This is a genomic window from Microcella sp. (genome assembly GCF_019739195.1).
GTDB lineage: Bacteria > Actinomycetota > Actinomycetes > Actinomycetales > Microbacteriaceae > Microcella.
Genome location: NZ_JAHHDS010000003.1, coordinates 2303801 through 2319314, shown reverse-complemented (window position 1 = coordinate 2319314; position 15514 = coordinate 2303801). Strand labels below are relative to the sequence as shown.

At 68.3% G+C, this 15514-nt stretch carries 11 protein-coding genes and 1 tRNA gene; 4 read left to right on the top strand and 8 right to left on the bottom strand.

Annotation, left to right across the window (positions count from 1 at the left end; all coding sequences use genetic code 11):
• The first annotated feature begins 112 nt into the window (after positions 1–112).
• Complete coding sequence (locus KL788_RS12905) at positions 113–1309, top strand: IS481 family transposase (protein ID WP_293172456.1); 1197 nt, start codon at positions 113–115, stop codon at positions 1307–1309.
• 34 nt (positions 1310–1343) lie between these two features.
• Here the strand turns inward: KL788_RS12905 and KL788_RS12900 are convergent.
• From KL788_RS12900 to KL788_RS12880, 5 genes are all read right to left on the bottom strand, one after another.
• Positions 1344–1420, bottom strand: a tRNA-Met gene (locus tag KL788_RS12900).
• Positions 1421–1461: 41 nt separating this feature from the next.
• Positions 1462–2790, bottom strand: a complete 1329-nt coding sequence (locus KL788_RS12895; RefSeq protein WP_293172453.1) for a GAF domain-containing protein — start codon at positions 2788–2790, stop codon at positions 1462–1464.
• Positions 2791–2917: 127 nt separating this feature from the next.
• Positions 2918–3796, bottom strand: a complete 879-nt coding sequence (locus KL788_RS12890; RefSeq protein ID WP_293172450.1) for a class I SAM-dependent methyltransferase — start codon at positions 3794–3796, stop codon at positions 2918–2920.
• A gap of 7 nt (positions 3797–3803) precedes the next feature.
• Positions 3804–6680, bottom strand: a complete 2877-nt coding sequence (locus tag KL788_RS12885; RefSeq protein WP_293172447.1) for a UPF0182 family protein — start codon at positions 6678–6680, stop codon at positions 3804–3806.
• A 99-nt stretch (positions 6681–6779) separates the two neighbouring features.
• Positions 6780–7889, bottom strand: a complete 1110-nt coding sequence (locus tag KL788_RS12880) for a YlbL family protein (protein ID WP_293172444.1) — start codon at positions 7887–7889, stop codon at positions 6780–6782.
• 113 nt (positions 7890–8002) lie between these two features.
• On the opposite strand from KL788_RS12880, the gene KL788_RS12875 reads away from it, so the two are divergent.
• Both KL788_RS12875 and KL788_RS12870 read left to right on the top strand, forming a co-directional pair.
• Positions 8003–9406: a zinc-dependent metalloprotease gene (locus tag KL788_RS12875; protein ID WP_293172441.1), complete on the top strand. Its 1404-nt coding sequence runs from the start codon at positions 8003–8005 to the stop codon at positions 9404–9406.
• Positions 9407–9462: 56 nt separating this feature from the next.
• Positions 9463–10353 carry a hypothetical protein gene (locus tag KL788_RS12870; RefSeq protein ID WP_293172438.1) on the top strand — a complete coding sequence of 297 codons (891 nt, stop codon included), beginning with the start codon at positions 9463–9465 and terminating at the stop codon, positions 10351–10353.
• On the opposite strand, the gene KL788_RS12865 is transcribed toward KL788_RS12870, so the two are convergent.
• Positions 10238–11986, bottom strand: a complete 1749-nt coding sequence (locus KL788_RS12865) for an ATP-dependent helicase (protein WP_293172435.1) — start codon at positions 11984–11986, stop codon at positions 10238–10240. The genes KL788_RS12870 and KL788_RS12865 overlap by 116 nt on opposite strands.
• Positions 11986–12951 (bottom strand): NAD(+) diphosphatase, encoded by a 966-nt coding sequence (gene nudC / locus KL788_RS12860; RefSeq protein WP_293172432.1) that lies wholly within the window; start codon positions 12949–12951, stop codon positions 11986–11988. Before nudC ends, KL788_RS12865 begins: the two co-directional genes overlap by 1 nt.
• A gap of 119 nt (positions 12952–13070) precedes the next feature.
• Here nudC and KL788_RS12855 point away from each other — a divergent pair, with 119 nt between their 5' ends.
• The gene (locus KL788_RS12855) at positions 13071–14078 is read left to right on the top strand and encodes a phosphotransferase (RefSeq protein ID WP_293172429.1); all 1008 of its coding nucleotides are present in this window, start codon (positions 13071–13073) and stop codon (positions 14076–14078) included.
• A 71-nt stretch (positions 14079–14149) separates the two neighbouring features.
• On the opposite strand, the gene KL788_RS12850 is transcribed toward KL788_RS12855, so the two are convergent.
• Positions 14150–15376, bottom strand: coding sequence for a nidogen-like domain-containing protein (locus KL788_RS12850; RefSeq protein WP_293172426.1), 1227 nt, complete (start codon positions 15374–15376; stop codon positions 14150–14152).
• Positions 15377–15514 lie beyond the last annotated feature (138 nt).

The window sequence follows — 15514 nt, the reverse complement described above, 5'->3', positions numbered from 1 at the left end:
GTCACAATGACCGGGCCTTCAGCACTTGGTTGCGGGGGCAGTGTTGAGTCTCATGACTTAAGCAACGGATGTCTCACGACATAGGCAACACTCTTCTGCGGCAGGCTCGCGAGTGTCTCGAGCCCACCTCATCGTCACCGCGATCACCGTCCAAGGCCTCACTCAAGCCCAAGCAGCCCGCACCTACGGCTTGTCTCCGAGCCGCGTCAGCCGCATCATGGCCCGCTGGCGCCGAGAGGGCGAGGCCGGACTCGAACAACGATCGCGACGGCCGAAGACCTCTCCCAACGCCACCCCTGCCGCCACGGTCGAGGTGATCGTGAACCTACGAGCGAACCTACAAACTCGAGGCCTGGATCACGGCCCCGCGACGATCGCCTGGCACCTTCAGCACCACCACGGCATCACCGTTTCCCGGGCCACCATCGCGCGCATCCTCAGCCGCGAAGGTCTCGTGACTCCCGAACCAAAGAAACGACCGAAGTCCTCCTACATTCGCTTCCAAGCCGACCTGCCCAACGAGTGCTGGCAATCCGACTTCACCCACTTTTCTCTCGCCGACGGCACCGGCACGGAGATCCTCACCTTCCTCGACGACTGCACACGACTGGCCATCTCAGTCACCGCCCACACTCGCGTGACCACACCCCACGTGCTGGCTGCCTTCCGGGCCGCGATCACCGAGCACGGCCCTCCGCAGGCAACCTTGACCGATAACGGCATGGTCTTCACCGTCCGCCTGGCCGGCTGGGGGCGCCAGGGAGGCCGCAACGCTTTCGAAGCAGAACTCCACAGTCGCGGCATCGAGCAGCGCAACGGCTCCCCCTCGCACCCGCAAACGCAAGGCAAAGTCGAGCGGTTTCAGCAGACGCTGAAGAAATGGCTTCGAGCTCAACCGCCAGCCGAAACGCTGCAGCAGCTGCAAGAGCAACTCGATGAGTTCGTCAGCTACTACAACCAGCACCGCCCTCACCGATCGCTCCCGCACCACTCAACCCCAGCAGCCCGCTACCGGGCACTACCGAAGGCGACACCCCGAGGAGCACAGCACCGGGTAGCTGACTCGCACGACCGCATCCGACATGACCGCGTCGACAAGAACGGCACCGTTTGCTTACGCGTACACAGCGGCATGCGACACATCAGCCTGGGCCGACCGCACGTCGGCACCCGCGTGCTGATCCTCGCCCAAGACCTCAACGTCACCGTCATCAACGCCACCACAGGAGAAGTGATCCGCGAGCTCGTGATCGACCTCGAACGGAACTATCAGCCCCTAGAAAAGGCCAACGGCCGAACCCAAAAATAGGTTCGGCCGTTGCAGATGTCTTGAGACATCACATTGGTTGCGGGGGCAGGATTTGAACCTACGACCTCTGGGTTATGAGCCCAGCGAGCTACCGAACTGCTCCACCCCGCGGCGTGGCTTCAGGATAGCAGGCTCGAACGGCCCCGGTCGAATCAGCCGGCCGTCGCAACCGCCGCCAGCGGGCGTGGCAGCAACCGCACGGCGGCCGCCGGTGCTGGGCGGCGTCGGTCGTCGAGAGGCTCGTGGCCAGCATCCGTCTGCCGCTGCATCGACGTCCAGATGATCTGCTGAACGCGCTCGGCGAGGCCGCGCAGCAGGCTGAGCTCGGCCTCGGTCGTGAGGTTGCGCGGGGCGTTGTCGACCACGCACAACGCGCCGACACGGCGGCCGTGCGGGTCTTCGATGGGAATGCCCGCGTAGTAGCGCACGGCGTTGCTCTTCACGAGCGGGTTGGCCGAGAACCGAGGATCGTGGGTCGCGTCGGGTACCACCATTCCGTCGTCGTTACGCACCGCGACGGCGCAGAACGACTGCTCGATCGGTAGCGATTCGAGGTCGATACCGTAGCGCGCGACGTGCCACTGCGTGTTAGGGCCGAGCACGGTGACGAGCGCCGAGGGGGCGTGCAGACCGGCCGCCGCCATCGTGACGATGTGCTCGAGACGCGCCGAGTCTTCGGCGAGCATCGAGACGAACTGCTCGCCGTCTTCGATGCCTGATGTCATGCGCTCGGCGGTGATGCGCGGGCGACCGCCGTATCGCACGACGTCGTTGAGGTGCGGCACGAGCTCAGCCGCGATCTCGCCGGCCCAGATGGCGTAATCGTCGGGCGTTCGGCGGCCGAGCGACGTGAGTGACTCAGGCCCGAGCGCGGGCAGCAGCGTCGTGCGCACGGTGTCGAGCGGTGCGACAAGCTCGTCGGTGACCTCGTTGAGCTGATTCGCGAGGCTGTCGGCGAACCTGCCCGCGAGGCCGTCGAAGGTCGAGATCGAGCGGATCGGCTGAATGCCCACCATGAGCAGTAGCGCACCCGGGCTGACCCGCAGGTTCCAGGTGTCGAGGGCACGGCCGATGCGGCGACGCCATTCGACGGGAGTCGTGAAACGAATCGCGTCGTTCGTGCCCACCGTGGTGACGACCGCGTCGTAGCGGTCGAGACGCGCACCCCCGAGCACAGCCGCGAGCCCAGCAGCCGTCATCGCCGGATCGACGATGAGGTCGACGATGGCGCCGCGACCCGTGCGGGAGCGCAGCGCGCGGGCCAGAGCACCGGGAAGGGCGAGGTCGTGGGAGGCGACGCCCCAGCCCGCCGCGGGACCGGAACCGATCAGCAGAATGCGATCGGCGGTGGGGCCGTCGGCGACAGCGCGCGGCAACCCGTGCGGGCGCGGCATCGCCGAGAGCTCGTCTTCTTTCCACGCAGCCCAGGCAGACATTGCCGGTCGTGCGATGTGCAGTGCAGCGGCGACTAGTGCCGACACGAGGCTTCCTTCCAAGCCCCCCTTCGCCCTCGACGATAGGTGTAAGCGGTTTCTGCGGTCAGCCCCCGTCAGGGTCACTCCCGAATAGGGGACAGACCGAGCTGTCTGCGTGCGCTGAATTGGGTCGTCAGCGGCGCGTGGCCGCGAGGCTCATACCGAGAGGCAGCCATGCTGTGCGGGGCCACGCCCAGAGCCCATCGCCGCGGCGCTCGAGCACCGAGAACATCTGCCAGGGCACCGCGTCGTGCTCGTGCAGAAAGTCGATCGACAGGCCGGCGTCGATGAGCGCGGTGACCGTCGACCCCAGTGGATGCATGAACTCGATCGTGCGCGAGTTCGCGACCCGGGCATCCGGATCGGCGTAGTCGCCGTCTTCGTCGATATCGAGAGGCGTCTCGTCGAAGTAGCCGTAGCGGGCTGGAGGAAACAGTGCCGGTCCGTCGTCGAGCAGCGCAGCTGGCGCATTGGGCAGGGGTTCGTCGAACACGAAAGCGGCCGGGTGCCCGTCGGCGAAGTACAGCCGCCCGCCCGGCTTGAGAAACCACGCGATGATGCGTGCCCACTCAACGATGTCGGGCAGCCAGCCGATCGTGCCCCACGACGTGTAGACCACGTCGAAGCTTTCGGGCTCGGGCAGAGCGTGGCGGGCGTCGTAGAGGTTGGCGCAGACAAAGCGCGCTCGCTCGCCGAGCCCGAGCTCATCGGCGAGCGCGCGGGCCTGCTTCACCGCGGGCATCGAGAAGTCGAGGCCCACCACGTCGGCCCCGCGCTGCGCGAACACGAGCGAGTCGGCGCCGAAGTGGCACTGAAGGTGCAGCACGCGCAGGCCCTGCCAGCCCTCGGGGGCGACGCGGGGCAGCTCGACCTCGTCGATCGCGACGAGCTTTCCGCCACCCGAGCGAAGGTCGACAAGGTCGTACATCTCGCTCGCGAGGTGCACGTCGACGAGTTCGTCCCAGCGGGCCCGGTTGACCCGGGCCCACTCGGGAAGCTCGTCGTGCGCCATGCTGCGGCTAGTCGCTCAGAGCCAGCGCCCGCTCGAGGGCCTCTTGCAGGCGCTCGTCGGCCTCGGCTGCCGCCACCAGATCGTTCGCGGCGTAGGCGGCCTCGCGGTCGAGCAGAGCGTCGCGCGCGTCGCGCAGTGCCTGCGCGAGCTCGGCCGAAATCTCAACACCGGGCTCGGTCGGGTCAGTCGGGTCTGTCGGGTCGGTCGGAGCCTCCGGCAGGCTCGGGTCGACATCGCCGTCACCGGCCTCGGCGCCCGAGTCTCCGCCGAAGAGGGCGTCGAGCGCCTCGTCGAGGGTGTCTTCGAACGCAATCGAGTCACCGAACGCCACGAGAATCTTGCGCAGCAGCGGGAAGCTCGTCTCACCCGTCGACTGCACGTAGACCGGCTGCACGTAGAGGAACCCGCCGCCGATCGGCAGCGTCAGCAGGTTGCCGCGCAGCACCTCGGTCTCGCCGCGCTCGAGCAGCGCGAGCTGGTTCGCCACCTCGGGGTCAGAACTGAACTGGTTCTGCACGAGGCCGGGGCCGGGAATCGTCTGCGAGGGCAGAGTCAGCAGCGTGAGCTTGCCGTAGTCGGGCCCCGGGTCGGCGTTGGCCGCCAGATAGCCGGTGAGCACGTTGCGCTCGTTGTCGCTCGCCGTGCGGGGAATGAACGTCGAGTAGAGCGTGAAGCCCGGCTCGCCCGCACCCGGCACCTGCATGGTGAGGTAGTACGGCGGCTGCAGGGTCGGGGCCGCTGCCGATGAGGTCGGGTCGTTCGGTGTGCGCCACTCGTCGTCGGTCGAGAAGAACGAGCCGGGGTCGGTCACGTGGTACGCGCCGAGAATGTTGCGCTGCACCTTGAACAGGTCGGCCGGGTAGCGCACGTGCGACAGCAGCTGCTCGCTCATGCCTTCGGCCGACTCCAGCGTGTTCGGGAACACCTTCTGCCAGGTCTGCAGAATCGGATCTTCGGTATCCCACGCGTACAGCGTGACCGAGCCGTCGTAGGCGTCGACAGTGGCCTTGACCGAGTTGCGGATGTAGTTGATCTGGTCAAGCGGGAAGGCGGGCGCCGGCGTGTAGGTGTCAGCGATGGCCTCGCTCAGTGCGACGGTCGTGGAGTACGGGTAGCTCGCGCTCGTGGTGTAGCCGTCGACGATCCAGACGATGCGCCCGTCGACGATCGCCGGGTAGGGGTCGTTGTCGAGCGTCAGGTAGGGCGCCGCCTTCTGCACGCGCTCGAGCGGGTTGCGGTCGTAGAGAATCTGCGACTCGTCGGTGACCGCCTCCGACAGGAAGATCTGCTCCGACTGGAACTTGATCGCGTACAGCAGTCGCTTGAACACGTTGTCGAGCGCCGGGCCGCCCTCACCCGTGAAGGTGTAGGTCGCGTTGCCGTCTTGGTCGTCATTGCCCTCGGAGGGGAAGTCGAGCTCGAGGTTGTCGCCGCCACCGACGATCGAGTACAGCGGCGAGAACTCGCCGAAGTAGACGCGGGGCTCGTACTCGCCGAGCTCGTTCGTCAACTGCCCGTCGGTCGGAATGCCGCTCTCGAGGAACTGCGGCCGCCCGTCGTCGGTGCGCTGGTTACCGTAGGCCGCGACGACGCCGTAGCCGTGCGTGAACACGATGGTGTTGTTGACCCAGTTCTGCGAGGTCTGGCCGTCAGGGTTCAGCTCACGCAGCGAGATGACCGTGTCTTGCGTGCGGCCGTCGATCTCGTAGCGGTCAACGTCGAGGAAGTCGGGGAACTGGTAGTACTGGCGGAACTGCTCGAGCTGCGCGAATGCGGTGCTGACGAGAGCAGGATCGATAATGCGGATGTTCGCCGTGGTCTCGGCGTCTTCACGCAGCGCCCCGGCCTCGGCGTCGGTGGTCGCGTCGTACGAGATCTCTTCGAGCCCCGACACCCCGTAGGCGTCTCGGGTGGCCTCGATGTTGCGCTCGATGTACTGCGCCTCGAACTCACGGGCGTTCGGCTCGACCTGGAAGCGCTGCACGATCCACGGGTAGACGCTGCCGATGAGCAGCCCGCTGATGATGAGCAGGGCGGTGCCGACGATGGGCAGGCGCCAGCGGCCGATGACGGCCGTGACGACGAAGAGCACGGCCACGAGCAGGGCGATACCGGCAAGAATGCCGCGGCTCGGGATCGTCGCGTTGGCCTCGGTGAAGCCTGCACCGATCGCGAGGAAGCCGTCGCTCGGCTGAATCACCGTGGCGTACTGGTCGAACCAGATGCTCACACCCTGCAGGGCGATGTAGACGGCGGCAGTGAGGGCGAGCTGGATGCGCGCGGTGCGCGAGATGCGAATCTCACGGCCGTTGACGCGGATCGCGCCGTAGAGGTAGCTCGTCGCGACCGCGGCGAGCGCCGACAGCAGCACGACTGCTGAGGCGAAGGCGATGACCCCGCGGATGACCGGCAGTTCGTAGATGAAGAACGAGATGTCGAGCCCGAACTGCGGGTCGACCTGGCCGAACGGCGTGCGGTTGAGCCACTGCAGCACCATCTGCCACTGGCCCGCCGCCGTGACACCGGCGAAGAGGCCGAGCACGGCAGGAATGCCGAGCATCGCCACACGGCGCAACGGTTCGACAACCTCTTGGTAGCGGTCGAGCTGCGAGTTGAGCTTCGCGTAGACCGGGCGCCAGCGGTACGCGATCTGCAGGCTCGCCCAGACCGGAAGGAACATGGCCACGAAGCCGATGAGGAACATGGCGCCCGTGGCGATCCACTGTGTCGTGAGCACGTTGAGGAAGCCCAGCTGGTCGAACCAGAGGATGTCGGTGTAGACGTTCGCGAACACGAAGAACAGCACGACGATCACGCCGAGAACGGCAGCAGAGATCGCGAGCGTCGCGCGTGACCGGTTGGCGGGGGGTGCGGTGGTCGTCACAGAGGTACTCCCAGGGTCTGGAGGGCGATCGACTCAAGACTAGTGGGAGCAACCTGGCAGGCGCCCTGCTCGACCCCCTGCGTTCGCCGCAAGCGTGCGCTACGACTCGCAGCGGGCGAGCTCGCTCAGATCACCGTCATCGGCGATGGTCTGCAGAACCCCAATCGCCTCGTCGAGGGTGCCGACCGAGAAGACCTGTAGGTCGGCGGGCACATTGCCGACCACGTCGTCGCAATTGTCGGCCGGAGCCAAAAACCAGTCGGCGCCGGCTGCCACCGCGCCGTGCATCTTCTGCACGATGCCGCCGATCGGACCGACCGAGCCGTCTGCCGAGATCGTGCCGGTGCCCGCGACTTCTTCGCCGCCCGCGAGCGACTCGCGCGTCAGAGTGTCGATGATGCCGAGTGCGAACATGAGACCCGCGCTGGGCCCGCCGATGTTCTCGAGTTCGATCTCGACCTCGAACGGAAAGACGTACTGCCCGGCGACGAGTACACCGATGACGGGCACGCGCGGCTCGTTCTCGCTGAGCACGGGCGTGACCTGCACCTCGAGATCCGACCCCGAACGCTGGATGCCGAGGTCGACAGGGCGGTCAGTGCCGTTGTCGGCGATCGCGGCACGCAGTGCCGTGACATCCCGAACCGGCTCGCCGTTCACCGTGAGAATCAGGTCGTCGGCCTCGACGAGTGATTCGACAGGGCTGCCCTCGAGGGTCTGCACGATCAGCAGTTGGCTTTCGTACGGTTCGCCGATCGAGCGCAGGGCCGCCGCGATGGCCTCTTGCTGCGAGTTTTCCATGTCGATGCGGCTCTGCTCACGACGGTCTTCGGTGCTGACGCCCTCAGGAAAGACGGCGTCGACCGGCACCACTGACTGCGTCGGGTCGAGCCACGCGCGCATGACCTCGAACCACGAAGGCGCCTGGTCGCGGTTGCCGAAGACGTTGACGGTCGTCAGGCTCAGCGAGCCCGGAGTCTCGTAGGTGGGCTCGGTCGGAATCTGAATGAGCGGCACCTCTTCGCCGTCGATCGTCACTGTGCCGAGGGTGTCGATGACGGGGCCCGGTCGCTCGATGACGTAGGGCGAAGGCAGCACGGCCAGGCCGAACACGCCGAACAGTGTGAGCGCCAGCAGCAGCCAACCGACCCGGCGACCGCGCAGCCGAGCGTCGTCGACGGCATTGCGCTCATCGGTGAACAGGCTCACCGGGCTCCTCTCGAGTTGGCCGAGGCGGGATGTTCGCCCACGGCGCAGTCATGCCGGGTCAGCCTAGGCGAAATCCCACCGGCCACCGAGGCGCGGCCACTAGCGTAGGCATCATGGCTGACGATTCGCTTGGCGGCGCCGAAGAAGAGTTTCGCGAGATGATCGCCAAGTTCTTGGCGGGCGAGGGTGAGATCGACCCCTCGAAGCTCGCGGGCGCGGCTGGCCTGCCCACCGACCCGCTCATGGTTGCGCGCCTCATGAGCCAGCTGCAAAAAGCAATGAGCGCGAACGCCGACGGCATCGACTGGCAGCTCGCTCGCGATGAAGCAGGCCGCATCGCCGCTGAGGGCTCGATGCGGTCGAGCAACGACGACCTCGAGCAGCTGCGTCAGGCGCTCAATGTGGCCGCGCTCTGGCTCGACGAGGCGACGTCGATCACGCAGCTCACCTCCGAGCCGACGCTCATCACCCGCGCCGACTGGGCGCGATTGACGATGCCGGTCTGGACGCAGCTCGCCGAGCCGGTCGCCACCTCGATCGCCGACTCGCTCACGTCAGTACTCGATGAGCAGATGCCCGAAGAACTCAAGGGCATGATGGGCAACGCCGCGCAAATGATGCGCTCGCTCGGCGGCACTCTGTTCTCGCTGCAGCTCGGCCACGTGGTCGGGCAGCTCTCGGCCGAAGTGGTGTCAGGTGGCGACATCGGCATTCCGCTGCTGCCGGGGCGCGACGACCACGACGTTCAGGCCGCCCTGCTGCCGCAGAACCTCGCCGTGTTCGGCGCTGGTCTCGACATTCCTGCCGATCAGGTGCAGCTCTATCTGGCCGTGCGCGAATTGGCGCACGCCCGGCTCTTCCGGCACGCGCGCTGGCTGCGACTGCACCTCATCAGCGCGATCACCGACTACGCCCGCGGCATTCGCATCGACACCGACCGAATCGAGTCGCTCGCGGCCGAGTTCGACCCAGCCAACCCCGAGAGTCTGCGCGAGGCGCTCACGAGCGGCGCGCTCATCCCTCCGAAGTCAGAGTCACAGATCGCCGCCCTCGCGCGTCTCGAAACCACGCTGGCGCTCATCGAAGGCTGGGTCGAAGTCGTGACTGCGAGTGCCACGAGCCGCCTGCCGCGCGCCGACGCGATCGCCGAGACCGTGCGCCGTCGCCGCGCATCGGGCGGGCCGGCCGAGAGCGCCTTCTCGACCCTCGTCGGCCTCGAGCTGCGCCCACGACGCCTGCGCGAAGCCGCTGCGTTCTGGCAGGCCGTCGAGGCGGCGGTCGGCGCCGAGCAGCGCGACGCCCTGTGGGCCCACCCCGACCTGCTGCCCACTGCCGACGACATCGACGACCCGAGCCGTGTCATCGCGGGGCTGCAGGGGGCGGGCACTGCCGAGCCCGACGCGCTCGACCAGGCGCTGAGCGACCTGCTGAGCGACGACGGCGCCTCGCGCCCCATCGAGGGCGCGCCCGGAGAGGCCCCCGACGAGCCGAACGGCCCGAGCGAGCCCACCGCCTGATCGGCGGCTGTGGAGGCCGCGCCCGCGCGCGGCCATGTCACCGCATCATGTGCGGCATGATTCTTCGACTCGACTCTCGCCGCCCGATCGTCTGGCGCTCGCCGCGCTGCCTGCAGCTTGGTGTCGACCCACGCCTCGCAGTTCTCGACGAGGTGACCGAGGGGGATGCTCGCCTCATCGACGCCCTCACTGCGGGCATCTCGCGCGCAGGCCTGAGCACCCTCGCGGCTCAGGCCGGCGTGCCCCCGAGCCGTGTCGACGAGGTGCTGCGAGCGGTCGATCCGGCACTCGAGCGTGGGGGCGAGCGGGTGCGCGCCGCGTCGAGAGCGCCGCTCGCCATCGTGGGCCACGGGGATTCGGCAGCACGGGTCGCGGGAGTGCTCGGTGAGGCGGGGCATCCGGTGGCCGTCGGCGCTTCGATCACGCGCGTCGGCGGTCGGCGCCCCGCCGCCGCGGTGCTCGTGAGCAGCCACGTCGTCAACCCGATCGAGCATCAGCGATGGCTGCGCCGCGACATCGCGCACCTGCCCATCGTGTTCGGCGAGGTGGCGCTGACGGTCGGCCCGCTCGTCGTGCCGGGAGTGACCGCGTGCCTCACCTGCATCGAGCGCCAGCGGGCTGCCCGCGATGACGCGTGGTCGGCCGTGGCCGCTCAGCTCTGGGGTCGCACGGCGCCGACCGAGACCCTCGCTCGCGCGACCGAGGCCGCGATCGAGACGCGTCGCTTGCTGCTTCGCGCAGCTGACGGGTGGGCCGTGCGACTCGACGTCGACACCGGCGAGCGCAGCGAGCAGGTCTGGTTGCCGAGCGAGCTGTGCGGTTGCCGCGGGCTCAGCCCGCGGCCGGAGCCCGCACTTCGTCGAGAAAACGGCTCGGAGCCCGCTCGGCGCGCGCCGACGTCTGCCGCTGCGCCCACGAGAGCTCGAGCACTCGCCGCGCACGCGTGATGCCCACGTAGAACAGCCGCCGCTCTTCATCGACGGCCTCGAGCCCCTGCGCGAAGGTGATCGGCACGAGGCCCTCGCTGAGTCCGGCGATGTAGACCACATCCCACTCGAGGCCCTTGGCGGCGTGCAGCGTCGCGAGCGTCACCGCCGAGCGAGTCGGGGCGTGCTGCTGCTGCTGCCGGCGCTGCAGCTCGCGCACGAAGTCGGCGAGCGTCGTGCCTGCCGGAGCCTCTTCGGCGAGGGTCAGCAGCGCGTTCAGGTTCTCCCAAGCGGCACGTTCGGCGCCACCGCCCTCGGGCGGGTCTTGCCGCCAGCCGAGCCCGCGAATGACGTCGCTCACACTCTTGAAGAGCGGCTCGTCGCCGATCGAGATCGAGGCGCCGCGCAGCAGCATGATGGCCTGCTTGACTTCGACCTGGTCGAAGTAGCGGCTGTCGGCGCGCGACTGCACGGGCACGCCGAAGCGGCTGAGCGCCGACTCGAGCGCGATCGACTGCGTGTTGATGCGGTAGAGAACGGCGATCGATTCGGGCGGGGTGCCGTCGTCGATGCGGCGGGCGATCGACTGGGCGATGGATGCGGCTTCGGCGGCATCGTCGACGTGCCGCGTGACCGAGGGCGTCGCCCCCCGATCACTGCCATCGCCCGCGGCGTGCAGAGTAAGGGCGCCGGGCCGCCCGCGCATGAGCCGGTTGGCGAGGGTCACGATCTGGGTCGTCGAGCGATAATTCTCTTCGAGCCGCACGACGCGGGCATCGGGGTATTCGCTGCCGAAGCGCACGAGGTAGTCGCTCGTCGCGCCGGCGAACGAGTAGATGGTCTGCGAGGCGTCGCCGACGACGCACAACTCGCGCCGACCGCCGAGCCAGAGCGACAGCAGGTCATGCTGCAGCGGCGAGACGTCTTGATACTCGTCGACGACGAAGAACCGATACTGCGACCGCACCTGGTCGGCGACGCGCGGCTCGGCCTCGATCATGCCCGCCGTGGCGAGCAGCACGTCTTCGAAGTCGATCTGCCGCCGCTCGTCTTTGATCTGCTCATAGAGCTGCTGCAGGGCGACCATCGAGTCGACGGTCAGGCGCGAGGGCAGCACGCGAGTTTGCGCGGCGCGCGCGTAGTCGTCAATCGAGAGCTTGTTGACCTTGCGCCACTCGATCTCGGCCGCGGTGTCGCGCAGCGAGGCGGTATCGAGGTTGAGCTTGAGCGCACCGGCCGCCTGCCCGAGCAGGGGGCCCTTGCCGTCGAGAATGCGCGGCGGGGTGCCTCCAGCAACGATCGGCCAGAAGTAGTGCAGCTGCCGCAGCGCCGCCGAGTGGAACGTGCGCGCGGCCACGCCCTCTGCGCCGAGCGCGCGCAGGCGCCCGAGCAACTCGCCCGCTGCCCGAGTCGTGAAGGTGAGCGCCATGACGCGCGACGGGTCGTAGGCGCCCGTCGCCACGCCGTAGGCGATGCGGTGGGTGATGGCGCGAGTCTTGCCCGTGCCGGCGCCAGCGAGCACGCAGACGGGGCCGAGCAGTGTCTCGGCGACCTCGCGCTGCCGCTCGTCGAGCGCCGCCAAAAGCCGGTCAGGACCACTCGCCGAGTCGCCCCCGCCCGCGCTGCCGTCGCGCTGCACCACCGACTCGCTCATCACGGGGCCTCGAGCGAGCCGCCGTACCAGTCTTCGATGATGGCCCGCGCGATCGACGTGCGCCCGGGCAGCAGCACGTCGCCCAGGCTCGCTGCGAGTTCGTCGCGGCTGAACCAGCGCAGGTCGAGAATTTCGGTGCCGTCGGGGCGCAGCTCGTCGCTGTGCTCGGGGTCGAGCGTCGCGCGAAAGCCGAGCATGAGCGAGGCTGGAAACGGCCACGGCTGCGAGCCGACGTAGACGGGGTCGATGATGCGCAGCCCGGTCTCTTCGTAGACCTCACGCACGACGGCGGCTTCGAGCGACTCCCCCGGCTCGACGAAGCCGGCGAGCAGCGAGAAGCGGTTCGTCTCCCACAGAGCATTGCTGCCGAGCACGAGCCGGTCGTCGCCGTCGGTGATGCCCACGATGATCGCGGCGTCGGTGCGCGGGTAGAGCTCGGTGCCGTCGCCCGAGTCGATGCGCACCCAGCCGCCCTTGGCCGACTCGGTCGGGTTACCGGTGCGCGGCGAGAAGCCATGCGTCGCGTGCCAGTTGGCGATGCCAAGGGCTTCGATCACGAGCCCCGCGTCGCGGTCGCCAAGCCGGTGCCCGAGCGTGCGCGGCGAGCCCCACAGCGCCACGTCGGGCTCGAGCGCGGGGCCCGCGTCGTCGTCGAGCACGACAGCGACCACGGCAGTGCCCGCTGCGAGGTCGGGCTCGTCGTCGAGAGTGCGTCCGAGGTAGATGCGCAGGGCGTCGGCAGGCAGGGGCGAGTACGGCAAGAACCGCAGGGCGGGGCCTGCGGCCGCATCCGTCGCCGACGTCGCGGGGCTCGCCAGCAGTACTTCGCCTCGCCAGAGCGCGATGACGCGCGTCTGCGCATCAGCGGCGAGCTCGTCGAACAAGTGCGGGCGCTCGCGACTGAGGTGGTCGCGATCGATGCGGTAGCGCGAGAGCGGCAGCCGAGCGGTGAGCGAACGATGCATCGACGACCTCTCAGCAACTCAGAACCATGGCGGCGCAACCCGGCGGTGACAGCGCTTCAGCACCCGCGCGAGGTGTGGCGAACCTGCTCGCCCGGCACGGGGCAACCTACCCTGTCGGTATGTCACGCCGCTCACCGTTAACCCTAGCCGCGCTCGCCACCTCGGCCGTTCCGGGTCTCGACGTAGTTCACGCAGCAGCCTTGGGCGGCACGGGCGGCGAGGTCGACTCGGCGCTGCTGAGCACGCGCGACGGCCGCACGCTAACGATTCGCGTGCCGCGCACGGCCGCGGCCGAGAGCGAGCAGTCGGCTGATCTGGTGGCCATTCGCGCGCTGAGCGATGGCGTGCGGGCGCGCCTGCCGTTCGGGGTACCACGGCTGCTCGGCCAGGCGCCCCTCGACGGCACGCGGGCGATCGTGTCGGAGTTCGTCGACGGCACTCCCCTGACACTTGACCGCGTCACACCCGGCACCGCCGCGTCGATCGGCCAGGCGATCGCCGCGATCCACGGCCTGCCGACGAGCGTCGTCGCCGACGTGGGCCTGCCCCAGCTGCGGGCGATCGACGTCATGCGCGAGGCCGTCACGACCCTCGACCGTGCGGCCGCGACCGGCCTCGTGCCCGCTGCGCTGCTGCGCCGCTGGGAGCTCGCGGTCGAAGACTCGACCCTCTGGCAATTCACCCCCACCGTCATCAACGGGTCGCTGAGCGCCGCCTCGTTCCTCGTCGTGGGCGAGTCGGTCACGGGGCTGCTGGGGTGGGCCAGACTGCAGGTCGGCGACCCCGCCCGCGATCTGTTCTGGATGCTCGGCTCGAGCGACCCGTCGGTGCCCGAGACGGGCTTCGACGCGTATCACCAGGCTCGCGGAATCCACGACCGTCAAGTCGGCCGACGCGCGGTGCTCGCCGCCGAGCTCGAGCTCGCCCGCTGGCTGCTGCACGGCACCGAGCGGCGCTCGACCGAGATCGTCGACGACGCGGTCGAGATGCTGCACGCCCTGCTCGATCGCGTGAGCGGCGACCTCACGAACCCGCTCGCGGTCGAGCAGCAGCCCGCCGTCGGGCTCGATGAGGTCGACGAGCTACTCGAGAGGGGCACGCCGCGCTCCCCTGCCTCGGGGTACTAGAGCCGCTCTGCCCTGAGACGACCAACGCTCCGGGTTCGCGTCAGCGAACCCGGAGCGTTGTGGATCGTGCGTTAGACGTTCGACGCGACGCGTCGAGCGGGGCGACGCACCATCGTGGCGCCCGTCACCATGACGGCGAGCGCAAGCACCATCGCCGCAGCGACGAGTGCGATGGTGCTCTCATCGGCTCCGGTCTCGGCAAGCTCGGCGCCAGGAGCCTGCATCGACACAGGGTCGCAACCTACGGCCGCGCCATTGACCATTCCGCAGGTGTAGCGGCCGAGCACGTCGGTGCCGAGGCTGTTAGCAATGAGCGGCGTGGCGCCTTCATCCATCATGTTGAGAACCTCGGTCGGTGCGAAGAACTCATAGCCGACTGCACTCGCGGCGGCCTCGAACGTCGAGGCCTCGGTGACGGCAGCCTGCGTCATTGACGAGTCGGTGGTAGATGCCTCTGGCGTGGCGGGCTCGGTCGCCTCAGGCTCCGGCTCGGTGGCCGGCTCCTCGGTCTCTGCCGGAGGGTTCGTGGACACGACGCCCGAGTCGTAGCTCGCGATGCCGATGCCCCAACGGCAGTCCGGATTGCCCTCGGGCAACGGGATGCAGCCCCCGGTGGGGTCGGCAGCCGAGTAGCCGTCGTCGAAGTCGGTGACGGTGCCGTAGTTGAACTCGAGGTCGAAGTCAAAACCGTTCGTGGCCCCATCGGTCGTGGGCAGCTTGATGAGAGCCAACTGGAACGTGTTCTCGAGCAGTGGGTCGTTCTGGTCTTCGTGGTTCGAGACGCGGTACCAGGTCACCACCACCGCTTCGCGGCCGTCAATGGTGGCGGCTGTGTCGAGGTACATCTCGCACGGACGACCGAATCCATCACCTGCGCCCGAGCGCTGCGTTGCGCGGGCAGAGTCGCACCTCGAGAGGTTGATGTCAGCCGCGAGTACGGCGATCATCGGGGCCTCTGAGTCGATGGCAAGGTTCTCGAGATCCAGGTCGTACGCGTCTGAGCAGGTGGACGTGCTGGTTGCCACCGGGTAGACGCCGCCGTTCGTCGTGATGCAGATTCCGTCGAACTTGTCGCCGAAGAAGTTCAGGGGCCACGGCGCCGCGATCGTGTGCGTGTCGTCGTCCTGACCGGAAAGCTCAGAGATCACGGAGCCAAGGGGAGCACTAGCGCCGTACCGCATCGCGTCGCTCTCGTCGCGGGTGTTGACCGACGCCATGGCGGGGGCGGCAGTGGTGACGAGGATGGCGGCAGCGATCAGCGCCGCGGCTCCTCGTCGAACGAGGGTGAGTTTGTGCATCGGGTGTCCTTTACGCGTGTCTACGGCAGGCACAGGTGTGCCCTCAGCACCATTTGCCCACATCTCAATTCCCCGCTCAACGCGCACTGATACGCCAATGACGCATTGCGACGAGCTGTCACCCTAGGGGGACAGATA